Raw genomic sequence first — 23188 nt, 5'->3', positions numbered from 1 at the left:
GGGCATATCATCCCTCGGTAGGCTCGGACCTGTGCCGAAGCCGTTGAGCCTCCCCTTCGACCCGATCGCCCGCGCGGACGACCTCTGGCAGCAGCGCTGGGGACCCGTCCCCTCGATGAGCGCCATCACGTCCATCATGCGGGCACAGCAGATCCTCCTCGCCGAGGTCGACGCCGTCGTCAAGCCGTACGGGCTGACCTTCGCGCGCTACGAGGCGCTCGTCCTGCTCACCTTCTCCAGAGCGGGCGAGCTGCCGATGTCGAAGATCGGCGAACGGCTGATGGTCCACCCCACCTCCGTCACCAACACCGTCGACCGGCTGGTGCGGGCCGGCTTCGTCGCCAAGCGCCCCAACCCCAACGACGGCCGCGGCACCCTCGCCTCCATCACCGACGCGGGACGCGAGGTCGTGGAGGCCGCCACCCGCGACCTCATGGAGATGGACTTCGGGCTCGGCGTCTACGACGCGGAGGAGTGCGCGGAGATCTTCGCCATGCTGCGCCCGCTGCGCCTCGCGGCCGAGGACTTCGAGGAGCGCAGGCCCACCGCGCGGCGGGGCGACGAGTGGTGACCCGCGCGAAGACCGCCCGGATCGCGCGCCTAAGCTCTGGGGCATGAAACGAAGCGTGCTGACCCGCTACCGGGTGATGGCGTACGTCACCGGTGTGCTGCTCATCCTGCTCACCCTCGGGGTCATCGCCAAGTACGTGCTCGACATCAACGGGGCCGCGGCCTTCGTGGAGATCGTCGGCATCGCGCACGGCTGGCTCTACATCGTCTACCTCGTCTTCGCCTTCGACCTCGGCTCCAAGGCCAGGTACCCGGTGATGCGCCAGCTCTGGGTGCTGCTCGCGGGGACGATCCCCACGGCCGCGTTCTTCGTCGAGCGCCGGGTCTCGCGTGAGCTTGAGGCCAAGGTCGCCGACCCCGCGCCGGTCGCCGCGAAGGTCTGAGGGGCGGGCGGTTCGGGGGCGTCCCGCGCACTCTCCCGGTCCGCCGGGCCGTCCGCCGTCCCCGGCGGGCCCCGGTTCCGCGCCATCCCGGCGCGGTTCTCCATGGACGGATAGTTGGACGTCCTAGTAAATTCGACCGTATGGACGCTGACGCGATCGACGAGGGCCGCAGCCGCTGGCAGGCCCGGTACGACAGGGCCCGCAAGCGTGACGCGGACTTCTCCACGCTGTCCGGGGACGAGGTGGAGCCGGTGTACGGGCCCCGGCCCGGCGACACCTATGACGGCTTCGAGCGGATCGGCTGGCCCGGTGAGTACCCCTTCACCCGCGGCCTGTACCCCACCGGCTACCGCGGCCGCACCTGGACCATCCGCCAGTTCGCCGGCTTCGGCAACGCGCGCCAGACCAACGAGCGCTACAAGACCATCCTCGCCAACGGGGGCGGCGGACTCTCCGTCGCGTTCGACATGCCGACGCTGATGGGCCGCGACTCCGACGACCCGCGCTCCCTCGGCGAGGTCGGCCACTGCGGCGTCGCGATCGACTCGGCCGCCGACATGGAGGTCCTCTTCGACGGCATCCCGCTCGGCGACGTCACCACCTCGATGACGATCAGCGGCCCCGCCGTCCCGGTCTTCTGCATGTACCTCGTCGCGGCCGAGCGCCAGGGCGTCGACCCCGCCGTGCTCAACGGCACGCTCCAGACGGACATCTTCAAGGAGTACATCGCCCAGAAGGAGTGGCTGTTCCGGCCGGAGCCGCACCTGCGCCTCATCGGCGACCTGATGGAGCACTGCGCCGCGGGGATCCCCGCGTACAAGCCGCTCTCCGTCTCCGGCTACCACATCCGCGAGGCCGGTGCGACGGCCGCGCAGGAGCTGGCCTACACGCTGGCCGACGGCTTCGGGTACGTGGAGCTCGGCATCGCGCGCGGCCTCGACGTGGACGTCTTCGCGCCCGGCCTCTCCTTCTTCTTCGACGCGCACGTCGACTTCTTCGAGGAGATCGCCAAGTTCCGCGCGGCCCGCCGGATCTGGGCGCGCCACCTGCGCGACGAGTACGGCGCGAAGACCGACAAGGCGCAGTGGCTGCGCTTCCACACGCAGACCGCGGGTGTCTCGCTGACCGCGCAGCAGCCGTACAACAACGTGGTGCGCACCGCGGTCGAGGCGCTCGCCGCGGTGCTCGGCGGCACCAACTCGCTGCACACCAACGCCCTCGACGAGACCCTCGCGCTCCCCAGCGAGCAGGCCGCGGAGATCGCCCTGCGCACCCAGCAGGTGCTGATGGAGGAGACCGGCGTCGCCAACGTGGCCGACCCGCTCGGCGGCTCCTGGTTCGTGGAGCAGCTGACCGACAGGATCGAGGCCGAGGCGGAGAAGATCTTCGAGCAGATCCTCGAACGCGGCAGGCGCGCCCACCCCGACGGGAGGCACCCCGTCGGCCCGATGACCTCGGGCATCCTGCGCGGCATCGAGGACGGCTGGTTCACCGGCGAGATCGCCGAGTCCGCCTTTCGCTACCAGAGCGCGCTGGAGAAGGGCGACAAGCGGGTCGTCGGCGTCAACGCCCACACCGGGTCCGTCACCGGCGACCTGGAGATTTTGCGGGTCAGCCACGAGGTCGAGCGCGACCAGGTGAAGGTGCTCGCGGAGCGCAGGTCCTCGCGGGACGACGCGAAGGTCGGCGCGGCGCTCGGCGCGCTGCTCGACGCCGCGCGCGGCGGCGCCAACATGATCCCCTCCATGCTCGACGCCGTACGGGCCGAGGCCACGCTCGGCGAGATCTGCGGCGCCCTGCGCGAGGAGTGGGGCACGTACACGGAACCTCCGGGCTTCTGACCCGCGCGGCCGGGCGGCCCGCGGCCCCGCGGGCGTCCGCTCCCATACGCCGCGGGCCCGTCAGCTTCCCGCCGCGGGCCCGTCCGCTTCTTCGGGGCCCGGCCTTTTCTGGCCCCGAAGAAGTCTCTTTGCCGTCCCCCGGCTCCTTCTGCCGACCCCTGACCTCGGGGCCGCGCCGCGCCCTGGACGTCAGCTCCCCTCGCGATCTGAAGTCGGCACCATGGGCACGGACCAGCTCCACGAGCCGCTCGCCGAGGTCCTCGCCGGCATCCAGCGGCTGACGCGCAGACGGCTGCGGCGCGGGCTGATGGGCATCGGACAGGCCATCGCGATGCCGCTGTTCTTCGGTTCGAGCGCGCTCTACCCGCTGTCGATCATGCCGGGCCGGCTCCAGGTGATCAGCCGGGTCGACCCGCTGAGCTACCAGGTGGACGCCCTGCGCGGACTGCTGCTCGGCACCCCGTCCCACCTCGCCCTCGACTACGGGGGCCTGGCACCGGCCGCGGCGGCCGGCATCGCCGCGGCCTCCTCGCTGCTGGCGCGGCTCGCGAGGTGAGCCGCCGGGGGACCCGCGGCCTCAGGCCCCGGCCCCCGGCGCCCGCTGGGCCGTCAGCCCGGTGAGGATCAGCTGGGTGAGCCGGTGGGCCCAGTCGGCGTCCACCGGCTCCGCGCTGACCAGGGTGCGGTGCACCACGGCGCCCGCCACCACGTCGAAGACGAGGTCCGTGTCGCGGGCCGCCGCCTCGGGGCCGGGCGGCGGGGGCAGCTCGCCGCGTTCCTCCGCGCGCCGTCGCCCCGCCGTCACCAGCCGCTTCTGCCGGTCCACGATCGTGGTCCTGATCCGGCGGCGCAACTCCTCGTCCCTGGTGGCCTCGGCGATCACGGCCATCAGCGCCGTCTTGGCCTCCGGCCGGTCGAGCAGCGCGCCGAACTGCCGTACGACGGACTCCACATCCGCCGACAGGGTGCCGAGGTCGGGCAGTTCCAGCTCGTCGAAGAGGACGGCGACCGCGTCCACGACCAGTTCGTTGCGGCCGGGCCAGCGCCGGTAGAGCGTCGTCTTGGCGACGCCCGCGCGGGCCGCCACGTCGCCCATCGTCAGCCTCGACCAGCCCACCTCCACGAGCGCCTGCCGGGTGGCCGCGAGGATCGCCGCGTCCGCCTCGGGGCTGCGGGGGCGGCCGGTGCGCCCCTGGTGCATACCTCCGGGGCCTGGACGGGTAGACATGCGGCGACCCTACCGGCCGTTGTGAGCCAGGTCATGTGACGATCCGCCCCGCGACCGGCCCGGGCCAGTTACGCTACGAGTCGTAGCGAAAGACTCCTGCCGGGAGTCCGAGCGACAGCCACCGGCGCCTGGTGGGGACCGGGCGCCACAGCGGGACGGGCGGAGCGCCGTGGGGGCGCGCCGCCCGGCGGTCCGTGCCGGAGCGGGCACGTTTCTGAACAGCGCGCGGAAGGGGGAGGATGTACTCATGCAGCCTAGGAACATGTCCATGAGCGGCGTCGTCGACCTCGCCGCTGTGAAGGCCGCCAACGAGGCCAAGGCCAAGGCGGAGCAGGCGCGCGCCGAGACCGCACGGCAGGGCGGGGGCGCCGCCGTGCCGCCGTCCGCGCTGGTGATCGACGTCGATGAGGCGGGATTCGAGCGTGACGTGCTCCAGCGCTCGGCCGAGGCGCCCGTCGTCATCGACTTCTGGGCCGAGTGGTGCGAGCCCTGCAAGCAGCTCAGCCCGGTGCTCGAACGGCTCGCGCACGAGTACAACGGCCGCTTCGTGCTGGCCAAGATCGACGTGGACGCCAACCAGACGCTGATGCAGCAGTTCGGCATCCAGGGCATCCCCGCCGTCTTCGCGGTGGTCGCGGGCCAGGCGCTCCCGCTGTTCCAGGGCGCCGCGCCCGAGGCGCAGATCCGCCAGACGCTCGACCAGCTCATCCAGGTCGGCGAGGAGCGCTTCGGCCTCACCGGCATCGCCGTGGACGGCGAGGCGGCCCCGCAGCAGGCGGAGGCCGCCGCGCCGCCGCCCGGGCCGTACGACGCGCTGCTCGAGGCGGCCGTGCAGGCGCTCGACGCCGGTGACTTCCCCGGCGCGGTGCAGGCGTACCGCAATGTGCTCTCCGAAGACCCGGGCAACACCGAGGCCAAGCTCGGCCTCGCCCAGGCCGAGCTGCTGCGCCGGGTCGGCGGCCTCGACCCGCAGCGGGCCAGGCAGGACGCGGCGGACAAGCCCGCCGACGTGGAGGCCCAGCTCGCGGTGGCCGATCTCGACCTGGCCGGCGGGCATGTCGAGGACGCCTTCGCCCGGCTGGTCGACGCGGTGCGCCGCACAGCGGGCGACGACCGGGAGAAGGCGCGGCTGCGGCTGCTCGACCTGTTCGAGGTCGTCGGCTCCGACGACCCCAGGGTGGCGTCCGCGCGCGCGGCGCTCGCCCGCGTGCTGTTCTGAGCGGCCGGTCCCGCCTCCACGGGACGCGCGACGGGCGTCCCGTGGAGGCGTGTGACGGTTTCGGCCGTCGAGGCGCCTGTGACGGGACGGCAGTTGACGGACCGGTGTGGCGGATGTGGCGGTGGTGTGGCCTCCGGAAAGCCCTATTCCGCTTTGCTGGTGCGGATTTGGCGACATGGCGACGGCCACCACCCTTCTTTGCCAAGACTTGACCTATGGTGCCGCTGTTACTCGCAGTAAATCGAGCATTCCGATCTGCCCCTTTTTGACGGAGTATCCGGGCGGTCGTCCCCTCGGCAGGCGGCACGGAGCGTGTCCGGTCGGCTCCACTCCGTAGGGTCCCGGCGACCTGTTCGTTACCCGCTGGTAACGAGACCCTTGTGTCGTGGCGCGTAATGCACCAGCATCATCGACGCTCGGTCCAACACCGCACCGGACGCGGCGGCCAGTCGTGTCCAGGGGCCGGTTGGGTCCCCACCGAGCGGGTCGGCAGGCCCCTGGCCGCCGGCTCCCGGACAGGGGGGAACCCGCCCCGACAGGCGGGGCCTGTCCGTAGGTTGCGCGCCAGCGCGGCCAGTGGTTGTCGCTCGGGGGTGATCGACCGGTGGATCGGCGCGGCTCGCGTACGACACAGCGGGCGCTCTCCTTCCCGGGGACGTAGCACTTCTCCCCATCCCATGGCGGTCCCCACGTCCGCGTGGCGATGTACGTCCGAGAAGGAGGAAACACATGGAGTCCCCAGTGCGTGGTGGGACCAGATGGAAGCGCTTCGCCGTGGTCATGGTGCCGAGCGTGGCCGCGACCGCAGCGATCGGCGTGGCCCTGTCGCAGGGGGCGCTCGCCGCGTCCTTCAGCGTCTCGGGGCAGGATTTCAAGGTCAAGGCCGACCGGCTCGACGGCACGGGCTTCACCCAGTACGCCGCCGTCGACTACGGGGCGTCCGAGAACGGCAAGAAGGCCAGCCACCCGGTCGCGGTCAACGGCTTCAAGTCGGCGAAGATCACGAACCTCTGCCAGTCGGTGGTCACGCCGATCCCCGGGTTCGGCGACGTCACCATGACGCTGAGCGCCGGCAAGGACGCGGGGAACCCGGTCACGGCGACCAACCTGTACATCGACCTGGACGACCTGAGCACCACCAGCGCGACGTTCAACAACATCAACATCGGCCAGTCGGCCGGGTCGACGAACGACGGCAAGTACGCCGGGGTGGCCCCCGGCGACCGGGACAGGGTCGCGGGCGACTCGTTCGCGCAGGACGCGGACAGCGCGGTCCTGACGGGTGTGAAGCAGACCGCCTGGGCCACCACCGCCGGCACGTTCAACCTCAGCGGGCTGCACATGGCGCTGGCATCGGGTGACAAGGGGTGCTACTAGGGTCTTCCGTCCGGATCAGGGCGGATCTGGGAGCGGGGTCCGGCGCCGCGGATCGCGAGGCGGAGGAGGGAGTCATGGCGGAGCCATGGCGACCGCCGACAACGCCACGAGACGCGGTGCCGGGACACGCGAGCCCGGCATGACCCACACGAGAGGCCCTAGGGTCTCTCGTCCGGGCCGGGCCGGTTCCTGACCCGGCGTGATCCGGACCGGAGGCCCGGGGCACCTGCCGACGGGCGGGGCGGGCGGCGCACGGGGCGGGAGTCCCGCGCGGGCCGCGCGTCCCGCCCGCCACCCCTCCATCTCATGGCATGCCGCAAGGCCATGCCGGTTCCAGGGAGCTGTTTTCCATGAGCGCCGAGACCGCGGACACCCTTGTGACCCCGGAGCGCGACGGCGGGTTCAGGTACTGGAGGCTGAGGTTCCGCGCCTGGCGCGGCAAGAGGCCCTTCTGGGCGGGTCTTCTCACCCTCCTCAGCGGACTGCCGATCGGCTACTTTCCCTACGCCCATCTCCACATCGGTAATCTCACCCTCGCCCTGGCGACGACCGCGGGCGCCGGCTCGCTGATCATCGGCGTCCTGCTGTTCACGCTCGGGCTGACGATGTGGTTCCACTCCATCGTCCGGGTGTTCGCAGGCGTCGCCGCGATCCTGCTCGCGCTGGTCTCCATCCCCGTCTCCAACCTGGGCGGGTTCTTCGTCGGCTTCCTGCTGGCCCTCGTCGGCGGCTGCCTGTCCGTCTCCTGGGCGCCCGGCAGGCCCGCGGAGCGACCCGCGACCCGGGCCCCCGCGCCCGAGGAACGCGGGGACGGCGAGACCCACGGGGACATGTTCAGGACCGCCGGTCCGACCGGGGCCGACTCCCTGTTCCCGGGCCCCCGCGCGGGGGTGGACGACAGCGCCGGAACGCACGACGGCCCCGCGAGGGGCAGGGGCGGGAGGCACAGTGCGGGATGACCAGACGGGGGCTCAGGCCCTGCCGGGAGACGCCGAGGAGTTCAGGAGAGCCACGGGCCCGCGGCACGCGGCGCGCCACGCGGCGCCCCGGAAGTCGCTGCTGACCAAGTTCCACGTGCCGGCGGGCAAGGCGATGATGCTCGCCGCCATGCCCACCGCCGTCTTCGTCGGCATGGGCCTGACGCCGCGGCTCGCGCTCGCCGACGACAGCACGGGCAAGACGGCCAACCCGAACCCGTGCGTGAGCCGTTCCGACGACTCCGAGGCGTCCGGCACGGCCTCGCCCTCCGGCTCGCCCTCGGCGTCCGCCACGCCCGGCCCCTCCGCGTCCACGGGTGCCACGGCGCACCGCGACGGCGGCGGCACCGGCACCGGCAAGGCCGGCTCGTCGGCCGACCCTGAGCCGTCCACCTCCGCCGATCCCTCGGCATCCGCCACGCGGAAGGCGCCCGAGCCCTCGCAGTCCTCGTCCGCGCCGGGCGGCGGCAGCGGGAACGGCAGCGGCGGCGGGCTCCTCGGCGGACTCGGCTCGGCGCTCGGCGGCCTGCTCGGCGGCGGCTCTTCCTCCGCCTCCCCGTCCGACTCGCCGACGCCCGAAGCGACCCCGAGCGCCGACGCGTCCGGGGCGACGGGCGCCAAGGCGCCGGGATCCACGGCGGACACGTCCACGGCGCAGGACAAGGGCGCCGCGCCCACCGGGTCGCTCCTCGGTGGCTCGGGCAAGGACGCGGGCGACGCGAAGGCATCCGACGACTCCGGGGACTCCGGAGGCGGCACCGCCCCGGGCGAGGACGGCGACGCGCCGAAGAAGGACGCGTCCGGCTCCAAGGCCGTGAAGGGCACTGTCGGCGGCCTCTCCAAGGCGAAGGCGGGGACGGCCGAGACCAGGACCCAGGCGATCAGGGACCTGCTGAAGCAGAAGGGCATCCCCTTCAGCGACACCCAGCCGGCCACGAAGGACTCGGCAGAGGCCGACTCAGGATCCTGCGACGACGGGCCCTGCGACAACCTGCTGCCGATCCTCAAACCGCCCTCGCAGGACGCCGACGCGCCCTCGATGGCGACCGACGCCTGGCACCTGACGAGCAGCAACCTGGGCCTGAACGGGCTCTGTTACCGCGGGCTCGTGGACATCAAGACCGCCTCGGGGACCACGAAGCGCGTCATGAAGTTCACGGCGGACTCGATCGACATCAAGGACCTGCACCAGACGGTCGACAACCGGGACGCGAACGGGAACATCGCCACCCACACGCAGATCACCACGGCGCCCGGCAGCACGTCGACCATCGACGGGCCGGTCACGATGTACACCGAGAAGCTCTCGGGCAATCTGCTCGGCCTGCTGCCGATCACCTTCAGCCCGGACTTCCCGCCGCCCATCCAGATCCCCTCGGTGTTCTTCACCAACGCCAAGGTCGACCAGGCGGGCCAGTTCGGCGGCACGCTCAGCACGAAGGGCCTCCACAACACCATCGGCTGACCGGCCACGCCGGCCTCGCGCGGGCGGCCCGCGCCCCCTTCCGGGGCAGCGGGCCGCCCGCGTATGCGCCGCGCTCACCCGCCGCCGCCCCGCTCACCCCGCCGCGCCGAACGCCTTGCGGTACGCGAGCGGCGCCAGCCGGGTGGCCCGCTTGAAGTGGACGCGGAGGTTCGCCGCGGAGCCGAGCCCGGAGCGCGCCGCGACCTCGTCCACCGGCAGGTCCGTCGACTCCAGCAGCTGCTTGGCACGGTCGACGCGCTGTGCGTGCAGCCAGCGCAGCGGCGGCAGCCCCGTCTGTGCCGTGAAGTGCCGCGTGAAGCCGCGCTCCGACATCCGCGCGTGCGCCGCCATCCGCGCCACCGTCAGCGGCTCGTGCAGCTGTGCCAGCATCCACGCGCGGGTCGCCGACAGCACGTCCTCGCCGCACGGCGCGTCCGCGTACTCGATGAACTGGCGCTGCTCGCCCTCCCGCCGGGGCGCGGCGACGATGCGCCTGGCCACGGTGTTGGCCACGGCGGAGCCGTGGTCGCGGCGCAGGATGTGCAGGCACAGATCGATGCCCGCGGCCACGCCCGCCGAGGTGAGCACGCGGCCCTCGTCGACGTAGAGCACATCGGGGTCGACCGTCACCCGCGGGTAGCGCTCGGCGAGTTTCGCGCAGCTCGCCCAGTGCGTGGTGGCCCGCCTGCCGTCGAGGACGCCCGCCTGGGCGAGGGCGAACGCCCCGCTGCAGATCGAGACCATCCGCGCCCCGCGGCCGTCCGCGGCGCGCAGCGCGTCGAGCACCGCGGGGTCGAGCGGCGCGTCGTGGCGCGCGTATCCCGGCACCATCACGGTGTCGGCGTCGGCCAGCACGCCGAGGCCGCCCCCGGGCGACACCGTGAGGCCGCCGGGCGCCCGCACCGGCCGTCCCCCGAGGGACGCGGTGGTCACCTCGTACGCGGGGAGCGAGGCCCGGCCGAAGACCTGGAGCGGGATGCCCGTGTCCAGGGGAAGGACCGGGTCGAGGAGGAGGACGGCGATGCGGTGCGGCGGAGCCGCGGCGGGCAGGACGGTCATGGCGGGATGCTAGCGAACACTGGCATTCCGGCCACTCGTGGGGGAGCGGCGGACCGAGCAGGGTGGGAGACGCCCGTCCGCCCGTCCCAGGAGAGCCCCGCATGTCCCCCAGGCCACCGGCCTCCGCCCACCCTGCCGCCGACCTGCTCCGGCTGGTCGCGTCGCAGACGATCTACTACGGCGCGGTCAGCGTCGACCTGACCCTCACCTCGCTCGCCGGGCTCCGCCTGGCACCCACCCCGCTCCTCGCGACGCTGCCGCTCACCCTGATCACCGGCTTCGGCCTGGTGGCGTCGGTGGCGGCGGGACTGCTGACCGCCCGCATCGGCTACCGCGCGGTGATGGCGCTCGGCGGCGGCTGCGCCGTGGCCGGCGGGCTGCTCGCGACGGCCGCCGTGTACGCGGACGCGTTCTGGCTGCTGTGCGCGGCCACCTCCCTGCTGGGGGCGTACCGCTCCACCGGCGGGTACATCCGCTACCTGGCGGCGGACCTCGCCCCTGCGGGCCGCAAGGAGCGCGCGCTGTCGGCCGTGATGTACGGCGGCCTGGTCGCGGCCTTCCTCGGGCCGTTCGCCGCGCTGGCCGCCTCGCGCGCGTTCCCGGTCGAGTTCACCGGTTCGTACGCGCTCGTCGCGGTGCTCGGCCTCACCGCGGTCCCGCTCGCCCTGACGATCTCCCGCGAGCCCCGCAGGGACCCCGCCGTGGACGGCGGGGCCTCGCGGGGTCCCGCGACCTTCGCCGAGAGCCGCGGCAACCCCAACCTCACGGCCGCCTTGGTCCTGCTGCCGCTGTCGGGCGCCCTGATGACGCTCGTCATGGCGATCGGCCCGCTCGCCAACGCCCACGCCCACCACCCGGCCGGGTTCGGGGCCGCGCTGATCCAGTGGCACCTGGTCGGCATGTTCGCCCCCGCGCTGCTCGGTGGGGAGCTGATGCGCAGGATCGGCCCCTGGCACACGGCGCTCACGGGCATCGGGATCACGGTGTCCGGCGGGCTCGCCGGGGCGTCGGGCGACGGCGCAGCGGCCATGATGGCGGCGATGGTCTGCGCGGGAGCGGGGTGGAACTTCACCTATCTGGCGGGGACGGCGTTCCTCGTACGCAGCTACGCCACCGGGCGGGGCTCCCGCCTCCAGGCGGTCGTGGAGGGCGCCACCGGTGCCGCCTCGGTCGTCGCCTCGCTGCTATCCGCGACCGCGTTCGACACCCTGGGGTGGCGGATGTCGGGGGTGCTGGTGCTCGCCGTGTCCGTACCGCTGCTGCTGTGGCAGGGCAGGTACGGGCGGCGCAAGGGCGCGGCGGCCGAGGCGCTCGACCTGTCGGCCGCGCGGGCCGGGGACGCGTGACGCGCCGCCCTCACTCCAGGACGACGTCCGAGGTCTCGGGGGCCCAGACGAAGGAGACCAGGGCGCCCAGTACGAGGAAGCCGGCGAGCGCCGTCATCGACACGGAGAAGCCCAGGTGGTCGATGCTCATCGGAAGCAGGAACGTGCCGGCGGCCGAGCCGATCCTGCTGACGCCGTTCAGCAGGCCGACGCCCGAGCTGCGCAGCGCGGTGGAGAACAGCTCCGGCGGATAGACCTGGTCCAGGTTGGACGCCGCCGACATGGTGAACGTGAAGACCAGGAACAGCACGAACAGCACGACGCCCGGCCCGCCGGGCCACACGCCCAGCGGGCCGAGCGCCAGGGCCATCACCACGAACGAGCCGATCACGAAGGAGCGGCGGGAGAGGCGCGCGGTGAACCAGAGCCCGGCGATGCTCCCGAGGAGCAGGAAGACATTGAGCAGCCCGTCGCCGAGGAACCCCTCTTCGAGGTGGAACTTCGCCATGACGACGGGCAGGAAGGTGTAGATCGCGAAGTACGGGATGACCTGGCAGTTGTAGTACAGGATGCCGAAGGCCGTCTTGCGCCACTGCTCCGCGGAGAACAGCCGCCGGTACGCGGCGGCGTCCACCGCGTCGTCCCGCGCGGCTCCCTGGCGCACGGGCGTCACGATGGACTGGAAGTCCACGTTCTCGCCGATGTAGCGGGCGACGACCGAGCGCGCCTCGTCGATCCTGCCCTTGCTGACCAGCCAGCGCGGCGACTCCGGGGTGCCGACGCGCAGCAGGAGCACCGCGAGGGCGGGCAGGGCGCTGCTCGCCAGCAGCCAGCGCCAGCTGTCGCCGCCGTACCCCACCAGCCAGTTGCCGAAGAAGTACGAGCAGATGTAGCCGACCGTCCACATCGCGGTCAGCGAGGCCAGCAGGAACCCGCGACTGCGGCGGGGACAGAACTCCGCGACGAGCGTCGGGCCGATCGCGTAGTCCGCGCCGATCCCGATGCCGATCAGGATGCGCAGCACGAACAGCAGGCCGGGCCCCTGGACCCAGAACTGGGCGACCGAGGCGAGCGTGATCAGCAGGAAGTTCAGCATGTACAGCTGCTGGCGGCCGATGCGGTCGGCGAGCCAGCCCAGGCAGATGCTGCCGACGAAGATCCCGATCAGCGCGGACGCGCCGAGGAGGCCCTCCCACACGGAGCCGAGGTGCATCTGCGGGGTGATGAGCGTCAGCGCGATCCCGATGACGCCGAGCTGGTAGCCGTCGGAGAAGTTGGCCCCGAACGTCAGCGCCGTGATCTTCAGGTGGAATCTGTTGAGCGGCGCGTCGTCGAAGGTCACCCGGGCCGGCCCCGTGGCCTGCGTCGTCAGGTCGTGATCAGGCATCGTTCCACGTGGTCCCATCCGCGGCGCGGGCAGCGGTGCCCGCCCTCTTGCCAAGGTCCTGAATAACAAGTTTCATGGAGCCTCATTCATGAATGAATAGTTGTCAAGGAGGTGAACGGCATGGGCTCTGGCACCCTCCGCGTCGACGGACGCGGGCTGCGCCCCGAGGACGTCGTACGGGTCGCGCGGCGCGGCCAGGCGGTCAGCCTCGACGGGAAGGCGCTGGAACGCGCGCTCCAGGCGTACCGGGTCGCACGGGACAGCGAGACCAAGCGGGCCGTCTACGGAAGGACCACAGGAGTCGGCGCCAACCGCCACGAGGTCGTCGACCCGGACTCCGTCGACCAGCACGGGCTGCGCCTGCTGCGCAGCCACGCCGGCACCTCGGGACCGCGGACCCCGGAGGACACCGTACGGGCCACCCTCCTCATCCGCCTCAACCAGCTCGCCGCGGCGGGCAGCGGAGTCCACCCGCGGATCCTGGAGGCGCTCGCCGCCGCGCTGCGCGCCGGGGCCGTGCCCGCGCCCCACGCGCGCGGCTCCATCGGCACCGGCGACCTCGGCGCGCTCGCCGAGATCGCGCTGACCCTCGCGGGCGAGCGGCCCTGGGCGAGCGGTCACCTCGACCCCGTGCCGATCAGTCCGGGCGACGCGCTCGCCTTCATCTCCAGCAACGCCGCCACCCTCGCCACCTCCGTCCTCGCCTGGTCCGACCTGAGCAGGCTGCTGCGCGCGAGCCATGTGGTCGCGGCGCTCTCGTACGTGGCGCTCGACGGCTCGCCCGAGGCGTTCGCCACCCGGGTGCACGCGCAGCGCCCGCACCCCGGCTCGGTGCACTGCGCGGCCGAGATGCGCAGGCTGCTGTGGGGCGAGGCGGAGCCCGCTGACGGCGCCAGGCTCCAGGACCCGTTCGGGCTGCGCGCCTTCCCGCAGGTGCAGGGGCCCGCGCTGGAGGCGGCCGACGCCCTGCGCGCCGTGCTGGAGATCGACATCAACGCGGCCGCGGAGAACCCGTTCATCGACGCCGAGACCGGCCGCGTCTACCACCACGGCCACTTCGCGACCTCGCACCTCGCGCTCGGCCTCGACCGGCTGCGGGCGGCGCTGCACCATGTCGCGGAGCTGTCGAGCGCGCGGCTGAGCGACCTGGTGGAGCCCGACCTGACGGGCCTTGCGCCGTTCCTCGCGGACGGCCCCGCGGGCAGTTCGGGGATCATGATCCTGGAGTACGTGTCGCACGACGCGCTCAGCAGGCTCAGGCACGCGGCCTCGCCCGTGACCCTGGGCACCGCGATCATCTCCCGCGGTCTGGAGGACCACGCGAGCTTCGCCTCGCAGGCCGCGCACAGCACGACCGAGGCGGTGAGCGCGTACCGCACGGTGCTCGCCTGCGAGCTGCTCGGCGTGGTGCGCGCGCTGTCGCTGCGGACGCCCGACCTGCCGGACACCCCGGTCGCCGAGGCACTCCACCGGGCGCAACAGGTGCTGCCCCTGGTGCGCGAGGACCACCCGCTGACGGCGGAGATAGCGGCCGCCGAGAACATCGTCCCGTTCCTCGCCGACCTCTGACCGGCCGCGGGCGGCGGACGTACGACGGCGGGCCGCGCCCCCCCGGTCGGGGGAGCGCGGCCCGCCGTGGGCGCCGCCGTGCGGCTCAGAGCTGTGTGCCGCCCAGGTGGTGGACCCGGACCATGTTGGTGGTGCCGGGCACCCCGGGGGGCGAGCCCGCGGTGATGACCATGGTGTCGCCCTCGCCGAAGCGCTGGAGCTTCGACAGCTCCACGTCCACCAGGTCGACCATCTCGTCCGTGGTGCCGACCCACGGCACCACGAAGGACTCCACGCCCCAGCTGAGCGCGAGCTGATTGCGGGTCGCCTCGTCGGTGGTGAAGGCGAGGATCGGCTGGCAGGCGCGGTAGCGGGAGAGCCGGCGCGCCGTGTCGCCCGACTGTGTGAACGCGACCAGCGCCCTGCCGTCGAGGAAGTCCGCGATCTCGCAGGCCGCGCGGGCGACCGAGCCGCCCTGCGTGCGCGGCTTGCGTCCCTCGACCAGCGGTTCGAGGCCCTTGGAGAGCAGTTCCTTGTCGGCGGCCGTGACGATCTTCGACATCGTCTTGACGGTCTCGACGGGGTACGCGCCCACCGAGGACTCCGCCGACAGCATGACCGCGTCCGCGCCGTCCAGGATCGCGTTGGCCACGTCGGACGCCTCGGCGCGCGTCGGGCGGGAGTTGGTGATCATCGACTCCATCATCTGGGTCGCCACGATCACCGGCTTCGCGTTCCGCCTGCACAGCTCGATGAGCTGCTTCTGCACCATCGGGACCTTTTCGAGCGGATACTCGACGGCCAGGTCGCCGCGGGCCACCATGACGCTGTCGAACGCCGCGACGACCGCCTCCATGTTGGCGACGGCCTGCGGCTTCTCGACCTTGGCGATGACCGGGACCCGGCGGCCCTCCTCGTCCATGACCTTGTGGACGTCCACCACGTCCTGCGCGTCCCGCACGAAGGACAGCGCGACCATGTCGCAGCCCATCCGCAGGCCGAAGCGCAGGTCCTCGATGTCCTTGTCGGACAGCGCGGGCACGTTGACCGCGGCGCCCGGCAGGTTGATGCCCTTGTGGTCGGAGATGACGCCACCCTCGACCACCATGGTCTTCACCCGAGGCCCCGACACCTCGACGACCCGCAGCTCGACGTTGCCGTCGTTGATCAGGACCGGGTCGCCCTTGGCGACGTCGCCCGGCAGGCCTTTGTACGTGGTCCCGCAGATGGTCTTGTCGCCGGGGACGTCCTCGGTGGTGATGGTGAACTCGTCACCGCGCACCAGCTCGACGGGGCCCTCGGCGAAGGTCTCCAGGCGGATCTTGGGGCCCTGGAGGTCGACCATCACACCCACGGCGCGGCCGGTGTCGGCCGAGGCCCTGCGGACGCGGTCGTAGCGGCCCTGGTGCTCCTCGTGGCTGCCGTGGCTCATGTTCAGACGGGCCACGTTCATGCCGGCCTCGATGAGAGCCTTCAGCTGCTCGTAGGAATCAACGGCTGGGCCCAGGGTGCAGACGATTTTGGAACGGCGCATGAGGCTGATCCTATCGGTTTGTTTCCCGGCGGAATATTCCGCCTGGTGAAAAATACAAATGGGCAGTACCCCGCTCAGGCGTGTCTTTTCTCCGGGCCGCCGTCACGGGAAGAGGCGAGTGCGAAAGTCTGCCGCGCGATCTCCAGCTCCTCGTCGGTCGGCACCACGGCGACGGCGACCCGCGCCCCCTCCGGCGAGACGAGCCGCGGCTCGCCCGACCGCACGGCGTTGCGGCCGGCGTCCACCGCGAGGCCGAACCCTTCGAGGCCCGCGACGGCAGCCTCCCGCACCTCCGCCGCGTTCTCACCCACCCCCGCTGTGAACACCACCGCGTCCACCCGGCCGAGCACCGCCGTATAGGCGCCGATGTATTTCCGCAGCCGGTGCGTGTAGACGGCGAAGGCGAGTTCCGCCGCGCGGTCGCCCTCGTCGATCCTGCGCCGGATCTCGCGCATGTCGTTGTCCCCGCAGAGACCGACAAGTCCGCTTTTCTTGTTCAGAAGTTCATCGATCTCGTCGATGCCCATACCGGCGACCCGCGACAGGTGGAACACCACCGCCGGGTCGATGTCCCCGGAGCGCGTGCCCATCACGAGCCCTTCGAGGGGGGTGAGCCCCATCGAGGTGTCCACGCAGCGGCCGCCCGCCACCGCGGAGGCCGAGGCGCCGTTGCCCAGGTGCAGGACGATCACGTTGGTGTCCTCAAGCGGGCGTCCCAGCAGCTCGGCCGCGCGGCGCGAGACATACGCGTGCGACGTGCCGTGGAAGCCGTAGCGGCGCACCAGGTGCGCGTCCGCGGTCGCCGTGTCGACCGCGTAGCGGTACGCGTGCTCCGGCATCGTCGCGTGGAACGCCGTGTCGAAGACCGCGACCTGCGGCAGGTCGGGGCGCAGCTCCCGGGCGGTGCGGATGCCCATCAGGTTCGCCGGGTTGTGCAGCGGCGCGAGCGGCACCAGCTTCTCGATCTCCGCGAGTACGTCGTCGTCGACGAGCGCGGGCTCGGTGAACCGGGGCCCGCCGTGCACCACCCGGTGGCCGACCGCGGCCACCTCGGGGGAGTCGAGGCCGAGGCCGTCGGCGCGCAGCTCCGCCGAGGCGGCGCGCAGCGCCTCGCCGTGGTCCGCGACCCGCTCCGTGCGCTCTCTGCGCCCGCCGGCCGGCGCGAGCGGGGTGTGCACGACGCGGGAGGAGCGCTCGCCGATCCGCTCCACAAGACCTGACGCGAGCCGGTCGCCCGAGTCCATGTCGATCAGCTGGTACTTCAGCGACGACGAGCCCGAGTTCAGCACCAGGACGCGTGCGGGCCTGCTCATACGGTCTCTTCCTCCTGCGCCGCCTGCGCCTGGATGGCGGTGATCGCGACGGTGTTGACGATGTCCTGGACCAGCGCGCCCCGCGAGAGGTCGTTCACGGGCTTGCGCAGTCCTTGCAGGACCGGCCCGACCGCGACCGCGTTCGCCGACCGCTGGACCGCCTTGTACGTGTTGTTGCCGGTGTTCAGGTCGGGGAAGACCAGCACCGTCGCCCGGCCCGCCACCTCGGAGCCCGGCAGCTTCGTCGCCGCGACGGACGGCTCCACGGCCGCGTCGTACTGGATCGGCCCCTCGATCCGCAGGTCCGGGTGCGCCTCGCGTACCCGGAGCGTCGCCTCGCGAACCTTGTCGACATCCGCGCCCGAACCCGACGTGCCGGTCGAGTACGACAGCATCGCGATCCGCGGGTCCACGCCGAATCGCTCCGCCGTCGCGGCCGCCTGCACGGCGATGTCCGCGAGCTGCTCGGCGTCCGGGTCCGGGTTGACCGCGCAGTCCCCGTACACCAGGACGCGGTCGGCCAGGCACATGAAGAAGACCGAGGAGACGATCGAGGCGCCGGGGCGGGTCTTGATGATCTCGAACGCCGGGCGGATGGTGGCCGCCGTGGAGTGCACGGACCCGGAGACCATGCCGTCCGCGAGGCCCGCCTCCACCATCAGCGTCCCGAAGTAGTTCACGTCCGCCACCACGTCGTACGCCAGCTCCACCGTCACGCCCCGGTGCGCGCGCAGCTCGGCGTACCGCTCGGCGAACCGCTTGCGCAGATCGGAGACGGCCGGGTCGACGAGGTGTGCGTCCCCGAGGTCGGCGCCGAGGTCCGCGGCCCGCTTGCGGATCGTGTCCGGGTCGCCGAGCAGCGTCAGGTCGCACACGTCCCTGCGCAGCAGCACGTCGGCCGCGCGCAGCACCCGCTCCTCGGTGCCCTCCGGCAGCACCACCCGGCGGCGCACCGCGCGCGCCTGCTCCAGCAGGTCGTGCTCGAACATCATCGGCGTGACGCGCGCGCCCCGCTCGACCGAGAGCCGCTCGACCAGGTCCGCCGTGTCCACGTACCGCTCGAAGAGGCCGAGCGCGGTCTCCGCCTTGCGCGGCGTGCCCGCGGTGAGCTTGCCCTCAAGGGCGAAGAGGCGCGCGGCCGTCGGGAAGGACCCCTGGGCCACCGAGACCACGGGCGTGCCGGGCGCGAGCCGCTCCGCGAGCCGCAGGACGGAGTCGTCGGGCCGCTCGTCCAGGGTCAGCACGACCCCGGCGATCGGCGGTGTGCCCGCCGAGTGCGCGGCCAGCGCCCCCACCACGATGTCCGCGCGGTCCCCCGGCGTGATCACCACGCAGCCGGGCGTCAGCGCGCCCAGCAGGTTGGGCAGCATCGCCCCGCCGAAGACGAAACCGAGCGCGTCGCGGGCGAGCCCGGAGTCGTCGCCGAGCAGCACCGTCCCCCCGAGCGCCCCGGTGACCTGCGCGACGGTCGGCGCCGCGAGCGCCGCGTGGTCGGGCAGCACGTAGCAGGGGACAGGCAGCTGCCCGCCCAGTCCCGCGGCGATCGCGTCGCGATCCTCGGCCGCTACCCGGTTCACCACCAGCGTCATCACGTCGCAGCCGAGCGCCTCGTACGCCCTGAACGCGTTGCGCGCCTCCGCGCGCACCGACTCGGCGTGCTGGTCCTTGCCGCCGACGACGGCGATCACGGACGTGCCGAACTCGTTGGCGAGGCGGGCGTTGAGCGCCAGCTCGTCGGGGAGCTGCGTGGCGGCGAAGTCCGTGCCCAGCACCAGCACCACGTCGTACGCGGCGGCCACCCGGTGGAACCCGTCCACCAGCCGGGACACCAGCTCGTCCGTGCCGCTCTCCGCCTGGAGCACGGACGCCGTGCGGTAGTCGAGGCCGTAGACCGTGTCCGGGTCCTGGGAGAGGCGGTAGCGCGAGCGCAGCAGCTCGAACATCCGGTCCGGGCGGTCGTGCACCAGCGGCCTGAACACCCCCACCCGGTCCACCTGCCGGGTCAGCAGCTCCATGACCCCCAGCTCGACCACCTGCCGCCCGTCCCCGCGGTCGATCCCGGTCACGTACACGCCGCGCGTCACCCCGTGCTCCCCTCGTTCCGTCGTCCGTCGTCCGTCGCCTGACGCCCGACGCCTGACGCCTGTCAACATCAATGGCTCTCCGCGTACCCCCACCCGCGGGGCGCCCGGCCCCGCGCCGAGCCCGCGATCCGGTGGCGTACGCCCTCTTGACAGTAACCCGGGCGGATGGGTAGAGCGCTCCGGGGCCGTACGGGCCGCGACCCGGTCGCCACGGGCGCGCGGATGTGCTCCCCGGAGCGCTTCTGAGCGCCGTGCGGCCGGTGCGCTGCGGGCCCCTGGACCGTGGCAGGATCGGTACACGGCCACCGACCGGGCCGGCCCGGCCACCGCGTCGGCCGCCGCAGAGCAGGAGCAGGAGACGACAGCGACCATGCGTATCGGAATTCTCACAGCGGGCGGCGACTGCCCGGGGCTGAACGCCGTGATCCGCTCGGTCGTGCACCGCGCCATGGCCGAGCACGGCGACGACGTGATCGGCTTCGAGGACGGCTTCAAGGGCCTGCTCGACGGCCACTTCAGGCCCCTCGACCTCAACGCGGTGAGCGGCATCCTGGCCCGCGGCGGCACCATCCTCGGCTCCGCGCGGCTGGAGCGCGACCGGCTGCGCGAGGCCGCGGAGAACTGCCGGGAGCTGGCCATGCGCTACGGCATCGACGTGCTCATCCCGATCGGCGGCGAGGGGACGCTGACGGCCGCGCGGCTGCTGTCCGACGCGGGCATGCCGGTGGTCGGCGTCCCGAAGACCATCGACAACGACATCCACTCCACGGACCGCACCTTCGGCTTCGACACCGCGGTCGGCGTCGCCACCGAGGCCATAGACCGCCTCAAGACCACCGCGGAGTCCCACCAGCGTGTGATGGTCGTCGAGGTCATGGGCCGGCACGCCGGGTGGATCGCGCTGGAGTCCGGCATGGCGGGCGGCGCGCACGGGATCTGCCTGCCCGAGCGGCCCTTCGAGGTCGACAAGCTGGTCAAGATGGTGAGGGAGCGCTTCGAGCGCGGCAAGAAGTTCGCCGTGATCTGCGTCGCCGAGGGCGCCCACCCGGCCGAGGGCACCATGGACTACCGCCGCGGCGAGATCGACCAGTTCGGCCACGAACGCTTCCTCGGCATCGGCAACCGCCTCGCCGCCGAGCTCGAACGCCGGCTCGGCACCGAGGCCAAGCCGGTCATCCTCGGCCATGTGCAGCGCGGCGGCACCCCGACCGCGTACGACCGCGTCCTCGCCACCCGCTTCGGATGGCACGCCGTCGAGGCCGCGCACCGCGGCGAGTTCGGCCGGATGACCGCGCTGCGCGGCACCGCCATCGAGATGGTCCCGCTGGCAGAGGCGGTCACCCGCCTCAAGACCGTCCCGGAGAACCGGATGTTCGAGGCCGAGTCGGTCTTCTGACCCCGACAGCCTTCTGCCCCGGCCACCGCGCTGTCCCCGGCAGTCCTCTGCCCCCGGCCGCCGCCCTGTCCCCGACAGTCTTCCGCCGCGCTGTCCCCGCGTCGCGCGCCCGGAGCCGTGGGGTGCGCGGGCGTGCGGGTCAGTGGCGGGCCGGGAGCCAGCGGTACTGGAGTTCCGGGCGGCCCACCTGGCCGTAGCGCGGGCTGCGCTCCGCGCGGTGGGCGGTGACCAGGTGCTCCAGATAGCGGCGGGCCGTGATGCGGGAGATGCCGACCTCGACGGCGAGTTCGGCCGCGGTCAGACCCGCGTCCGAGGCGCGCAGCGCCGTGGTGACGGCGGTCAGCGTGGGCGCGCTGAGCCCCTTGGGCAGCGCCGCGGGCTCCGGCGCGCGCAGGGCGCCGAGCGCGCGGTCCACCTCGTCCTGGCCGCTGGCCTCCCCGGCGGCGCCCCTGAACTCCGCGTAGCGCACGAGGCGTTCGCGCAGCGTCGCGAAGGTGAAGGGTTTCAGCACGTACTGCACCACGCCGAGGGAGACGCCCTCCCTGACCAGCGCCAGGTCCCGTGCCGAGGTCACCGCCACCACGTCGGCCTGGTGGCCGCCCGCCCGCATCGCCCGCAGCAGCTGGAGCCCGTGGCCGTCCGGCAGATAGAGGTCGAGCAGGATCAGGTCGACCGCCCGCCGGTCGAGCAGCCGCACCGCCTCGGCGCGGCTGTGCGCGACACCCACCGCCGTGAACCCCGGCACCCGGCCCACGTACAGTTCGTGCGCGTCGGCCGCGACCGGGTCGTCCTCCACGATCAGCACCCGGATCGGCTCGCCCCCGGTCACGGGGCCACCGCCCCGGCCCGCGCGCCGGCCAGCGGCAGCCGCACCGTGAACTCCGCGCCGCCGCCCTCAGCCCCGGCCACCGCCACGCTGCCGTGCGCCCGGTGCACGGCCTGCCGTACGAGCGCGAGGCCGAGCCCCCGGCCCGGACCGTTGGTCGACCAGCCGCGCCTGAACACCTCGTCGGCCTGCTCGGGCGCGACTCCCGGGCCGGTGTCGCGCACCCGCAACAACAGCTCTCCCACCGCGGCGCCGTCCTCCGCGGCGCCCTCCTCCGCCCGCGCGGGCGCGGGCTCTACGCGTGCCGTCACCGTGACCCTCGCCGGGCCCTCGCCGGAACCCGCGGCGTCCACGGCGTTGTCGACGAGGTTGCCGAGGATCGTCACCAGGTCGCGGGTGGACAGCGTCGGCGGCAGCACCCCGTCGTCCATCCTGCTGTCAGGGGCGAGTACCAGCTCCACCCCGCGCTCGTTGGCCTGCGCCGCCTTGCCGAGCAGCAGCGCTGCGAGCACCGGCTCGCCGACCGCCGTGACCACCTGGTCGGTCAGGGCCTGCGCGAGCTCCAGCTCCGAGGTGGCGAACGCGACGGCCTGGTCCACCCGCCCCAGCTCGATCAGCGACACCACCGTGTGCAGCCGGTTCGCCGCCTCGTGCGCCTGCGAGCGCAGCGCCTCGGTGAAGCGCCGCTCCGAGTCCAACTCGCCCGAGAGCGCCTGTAGTTCGGTGTGATCGCGCAGGGTGACCACCGTACCGCTGCGCTCGCCGCCCACCACGGGCCGGGTGTTGACCACCACGATCCGCTCCTCCGTCAGATGCACCTCGTCGACCCGGGGCTCGGACGCGAGCAGCGCGCCGGTCAGCGGTGCCGGCAGGCCCAGCTCGGCCACCGGGCGGCCCACCGCCGACGCGTCGAGCCCCAGCAGCTCCCGGCCGCCGTCGTTGATCAGCGCGATCCTGCGCCGTCCGTCGAGCATCAGCAACCCCTCGCGCACCGCGTGCAGCGCGGCCTGGTGGTAGTCGTACATCCGGCTCAGGGCCCGCGCGTCCAGCCCGTGCGTGTGGCGGCGCAGCCGCGCGTTGATCACATACGTGCCGAGCGCGCCCAGCACCAGCGCCGCGCCCGCCACCAGGGCGAGCACCCTGAGCTGGTGCATCACCTGGCTGGATATCCGCTCCACCGTGATGCCCACGCTCACCAGGCCGACGATGCGGCCGCCGTCCCTGACCGGCGTGACCGCACGGACCGAGGGGCCGAGCGTGCCCGCGTACGTCTCGGTGAAGGTCTTCCCGCGCAGCGCGGGCGCGGTGGTGCCGAGGAAGCGCTTGCCGATCTGCCGGGGGTCGGGATGCGTCCAGCGGATGCCGTGCGTGTCCATGATCGTGATGAAGTCGACCTTCGTGTCGCGCCTGACCCGCTCCGCGTACGGCTGGAGCGCGGCCGAGGGGTCGGGCGTGCGGATGGCGTCCGCCACGGACGGCGCCTCCGCGAGGGAGCGCGCCGCGACCACCACCTCGCGCGCCGCGGTGCTCCGGGCCTGGGAGCGGTCGTTGGCGTACGCGAACACGGCGCACCACGCGACGACCACGGCCACCAGGACGGCCTGCATCGCGAACAGCTGGCCGGCCAGGCTGCGCGGCCTGCGTCCCACGGGGAAG

At 72.9% G+C, this 23188-nt stretch carries 18 protein-coding genes and 1 pseudogene; 11 read left to right on the top strand and 8 right to left on the bottom strand.

The features are described 5' to 3' along the window. Positions 1-31 precede the first annotated feature (31 nt). The 4 genes and pseudogenes from ABEA77_RS08490 to ABEA77_RS08475 form a co-directional block, all read left to right on the top strand. Positions 32-571, top strand: a complete 540-nt coding sequence (locus tag ABEA77_RS08490; RefSeq protein WP_345643406.1) for a MarR family winged helix-turn-helix transcriptional regulator — start codon at positions 32-34, stop codon at positions 569-571. Between the two features lie 43 nt (positions 572-614). Beyond that, a complete protein-coding gene (locus ABEA77_RS08485; protein WP_345643403.1) occupies positions 615-953 on the top strand; it encodes a DUF3817 domain-containing protein in 339 nt (112 codons plus the stop codon). Between the two features lie 140 nt (positions 954-1093). Beyond that, positions 1094-2794 (top strand): coenzyme B12-dependent isobutyryl-CoA mutase large subunit, encoded by a 1701-nt coding sequence (icmA, locus tag ABEA77_RS08480; RefSeq protein WP_345643400.1) that lies wholly within the window; start codon positions 1094-1096, stop codon positions 2792-2794. A 247-nt stretch (positions 2795-3041) separates the two neighbouring features. Then, a pseudogene (locus tag ABEA77_RS08475) lies at positions 3042-3350 on the top strand (ABC transporter permease); the annotation flags it as partial. A 21-nt stretch (positions 3351-3371) separates the two neighbouring features. On the opposite strand, the gene ABEA77_RS08470 reads toward ABEA77_RS08475, so the two are convergent. Continuing rightward, positions 3372-4022, bottom strand: a complete 651-nt coding sequence (locus ABEA77_RS08470; protein WP_345643397.1) for a TetR/AcrR family transcriptional regulator — start codon at positions 4020-4022, stop codon at positions 3372-3374. Between the two features lie 247 nt (positions 4023-4269). Here ABEA77_RS08470 and ABEA77_RS08465 point away from each other — a divergent pair, with 247 nt between their 5' ends. The 4 genes from ABEA77_RS08465 to ABEA77_RS08450 all read left to right on the top strand — a co-directional run bounded on the left by ABEA77_RS08465 (position 4270) and on the right by ABEA77_RS08450 (position 9060). After that, the gene (locus tag ABEA77_RS08465; RefSeq protein WP_345643394.1) at positions 4270-5241 is read left to right on the top strand and encodes a tetratricopeptide repeat protein; all 972 of its coding nucleotides are present in this window, start codon (positions 4270-4272) and stop codon (positions 5239-5241) included. Positions 5242-5970: 729 nt separating this feature from the next. Then, positions 5971-6618 (top strand): DUF6230 family protein, encoded by a 648-nt coding sequence (locus tag ABEA77_RS08460; RefSeq protein WP_345643392.1) that lies wholly within the window; start codon positions 5971-5973, stop codon positions 6616-6618. A 350-nt stretch (positions 6619-6968) separates the two neighbouring features. Continuing rightward, complete coding sequence (locus ABEA77_RS08455) at positions 6969-7577, top strand: DUF6114 domain-containing protein (protein WP_345643389.1); 609 nt, start codon at positions 6969-6971, stop codon at positions 7575-7577. Further along, positions 7567-9060, top strand: a complete 1494-nt coding sequence (locus ABEA77_RS08450; protein WP_345643386.1) for a hypothetical protein — start codon at positions 7567-7569, stop codon at positions 9058-9060. Before ABEA77_RS08455 ends, ABEA77_RS08450 begins: the two co-directional genes overlap by 11 nt. Before the next feature lie 93 nt (positions 9061-9153). Here ABEA77_RS08450 and ABEA77_RS08445 read toward each other — a convergent pair whose 3' ends face one another. Beyond that, entirely contained in the window at positions 9154-10119 is a 966-nt protein-coding gene (locus ABEA77_RS08445) for a GlxA family transcriptional regulator (protein ID WP_345643383.1), read from the bottom strand. A gap of 101 nt (positions 10120-10220) precedes the next feature. Here ABEA77_RS08445 and ABEA77_RS08440 point away from each other — a divergent pair, with 101 nt between their 5' ends. Then, the gene (locus ABEA77_RS08440) at positions 10221-11465 is read left to right on the top strand and encodes an MFS transporter (protein WP_345643380.1); all 1245 of its coding nucleotides are present in this window, start codon (positions 10221-10223) and stop codon (positions 11463-11465) included. A gap of 10 nt (positions 11466-11475) precedes the next feature. Here ABEA77_RS08440 and ABEA77_RS08435 read toward each other — a convergent pair whose 3' ends face one another. Further along, complete coding sequence (locus ABEA77_RS08435) at positions 11476-12831, bottom strand: MFS transporter (RefSeq protein WP_345643377.1); 1356 nt, start codon at positions 12829-12831, stop codon at positions 11476-11478. Positions 12832-12951: 120 nt separating this feature from the next. Here ABEA77_RS08435 and ABEA77_RS08430 point away from each other — a divergent pair, with 120 nt between their 5' ends. Then, positions 12952-14400 (top strand): aromatic amino acid ammonia-lyase, encoded by a 1449-nt coding sequence (locus tag ABEA77_RS08430; protein WP_345643375.1) that lies wholly within the window; start codon positions 12952-12954, stop codon positions 14398-14400. A gap of 85 nt (positions 14401-14485) precedes the next feature. Here the strand turns inward: ABEA77_RS08430 and pyk are convergent, their stop codons facing one another. The 3 genes from pyk to pta all read right to left on the bottom strand — a co-directional run bounded on the left by pyk (position 14486) and on the right by pta (position 19310). Further along, positions 14486-15913 carry a pyruvate kinase gene (pyk, locus tag ABEA77_RS08425; protein ID WP_345643373.1) on the bottom strand — a complete coding sequence of 476 codons (1428 nt, stop codon included), beginning with the start codon at positions 15911-15913 and terminating at the stop codon, positions 14486-14488. 74 nt (positions 15914-15987) lie between these two features. Further along, positions 15988-17226 carry an acetate kinase gene (locus tag ABEA77_RS08420; RefSeq protein ID WP_345643370.1) on the bottom strand — a complete coding sequence of 413 codons (1239 nt, stop codon included), beginning with the start codon at positions 17224-17226 and terminating at the stop codon, positions 15988-15990. Further along, on the bottom strand, positions 17223-19310 hold the full coding sequence (gene pta, locus ABEA77_RS08415) for a phosphate acetyltransferase (protein ID WP_345643367.1): 2088 nt from the start codon (positions 19308-19310) through the stop codon (positions 17223-17225). The genes ABEA77_RS08420 and pta overlap by 4 nt, the downstream gene beginning before the upstream one ends. Positions 19311-19680: 370 nt before the next feature. On the opposite strand from pta, the gene ABEA77_RS08410 reads away from it, so the two are divergent. Continuing rightward, positions 19681-20706: an ATP-dependent 6-phosphofructokinase gene (locus tag ABEA77_RS08410; RefSeq protein WP_345643364.1), complete on the top strand. Its 1026-nt coding sequence runs from the start codon at positions 19681-19683 to the stop codon at positions 20704-20706. A 139-nt stretch (positions 20707-20845) separates the two neighbouring features. On the opposite strand, the gene ABEA77_RS08405 is transcribed toward ABEA77_RS08410, so the two are convergent. Both ABEA77_RS08405 and ABEA77_RS08400 read right to left on the bottom strand, forming a co-directional pair. Then, positions 20846-21535 (bottom strand): response regulator, encoded by a 690-nt coding sequence (locus ABEA77_RS08405; RefSeq protein ID WP_345643361.1) that lies wholly within the window; start codon positions 21533-21535, stop codon positions 20846-20848. After that, a complete protein-coding gene (locus ABEA77_RS08400) occupies positions 21532-23139 on the bottom strand; it encodes an ATP-binding protein (RefSeq protein ID WP_345643479.1) in 1608 nt (535 codons plus the stop codon). Before ABEA77_RS08400 ends, ABEA77_RS08405 begins: the two co-directional genes overlap by 4 nt. Between the last annotated feature and the right edge of the window lie 49 nt (positions 23140-23188).

It is taken from the genome of Streptomyces tremellae (assembly GCF_039540215.1).
In the GTDB taxonomy this organism is placed as follows: domain Bacteria; phylum Actinomycetota; class Actinomycetes; order Streptomycetales; family Streptomycetaceae; genus Streptomyces; species Streptomyces tremellae.
This window is presented reverse-complemented; position numbering and strand designations above follow the sequence as displayed.

Bases quoted from the DNA above. Each gene is read 5' to 3' on its own strand.
- ABEA77_RS08485 (WP_345643403.1), top strand. From the start codon at position 615: ATGAAACGAAGCGTGCTGACCCGCTACCGGGTGATGGCGTACGTCACC.
- icmA (WP_345643400.1), top strand. From the start codon at position 1,094: ATGGACGCTGACGCGATCGACGAGGGCCGCAGCCGCTGGCAGGCCCGG.
- ABEA77_RS08470 (WP_345643397.1), bottom strand. From the start codon at position 4,022: ATGTCTACCCGTCCAGGCCCCGGAGGTATGCACCAGGGGCGCACCGGC.
- ABEA77_RS08465 (WP_345643394.1), top strand. From the start codon at position 4,270: ATGCAGCCTAGGAACATGTCCATGAGCGGCGTCGTCGACCTCGCCGCT.
- ABEA77_RS08460 (WP_345643392.1), top strand. From the start codon at position 5,971: ATGGAGTCCCCAGTGCGTGGTGGGACCAGATGGAAGCGCTTCGCCGTG.
- ABEA77_RS08455 (WP_345643389.1), top strand. From the start codon at position 6,969: ATGAGCGCCGAGACCGCGGACACCCTTGTGACCCCGGAGCGCGACGGC.
- ABEA77_RS08445 (WP_345643383.1), bottom strand. From the start codon at position 10,119: ATGACCGTCCTGCCCGCCGCGGCTCCGCCGCACCGCATCGCCGTCCTC.
- ABEA77_RS08440 (WP_345643380.1), top strand. From the start codon at position 10,221: ATGTCCCCCAGGCCACCGGCCTCCGCCCACCCTGCCGCCGACCTGCTC.
- ABEA77_RS08435 (WP_345643377.1), bottom strand. From the start codon at position 12,831: ATGCCTGATCACGACCTGACGACGCAGGCCACGGGGCCGGCCCGGGTG.
- ABEA77_RS08430 (WP_345643375.1), top strand. From the start codon at position 12,952: ATGGGCTCTGGCACCCTCCGCGTCGACGGACGCGGGCTGCGCCCCGAG.
- pyk (WP_345643373.1), bottom strand. From the start codon at position 15,913: ATGCGCCGTTCCAAAATCGTCTGCACCCTGGGCCCAGCCGTTGATTCC.
- ABEA77_RS08420 (WP_345643370.1), bottom strand. From the start codon at position 17,226: ATGAGCAGGCCCGCACGCGTCCTGGTGCTGAACTCGGGCTCGTCGTCG.
- ABEA77_RS08410 (WP_345643364.1), top strand. From the start codon at position 19,681: ATGCGTATCGGAATTCTCACAGCGGGCGGCGACTGCCCGGGGCTGAAC.
- ABEA77_RS08400 (WP_345643479.1), bottom strand. From the start codon at position 23,139: ATGCAGGCCGTCCTGGTGGCCGTGGTCGTCGCGTGGTGCGCCGTGTTC.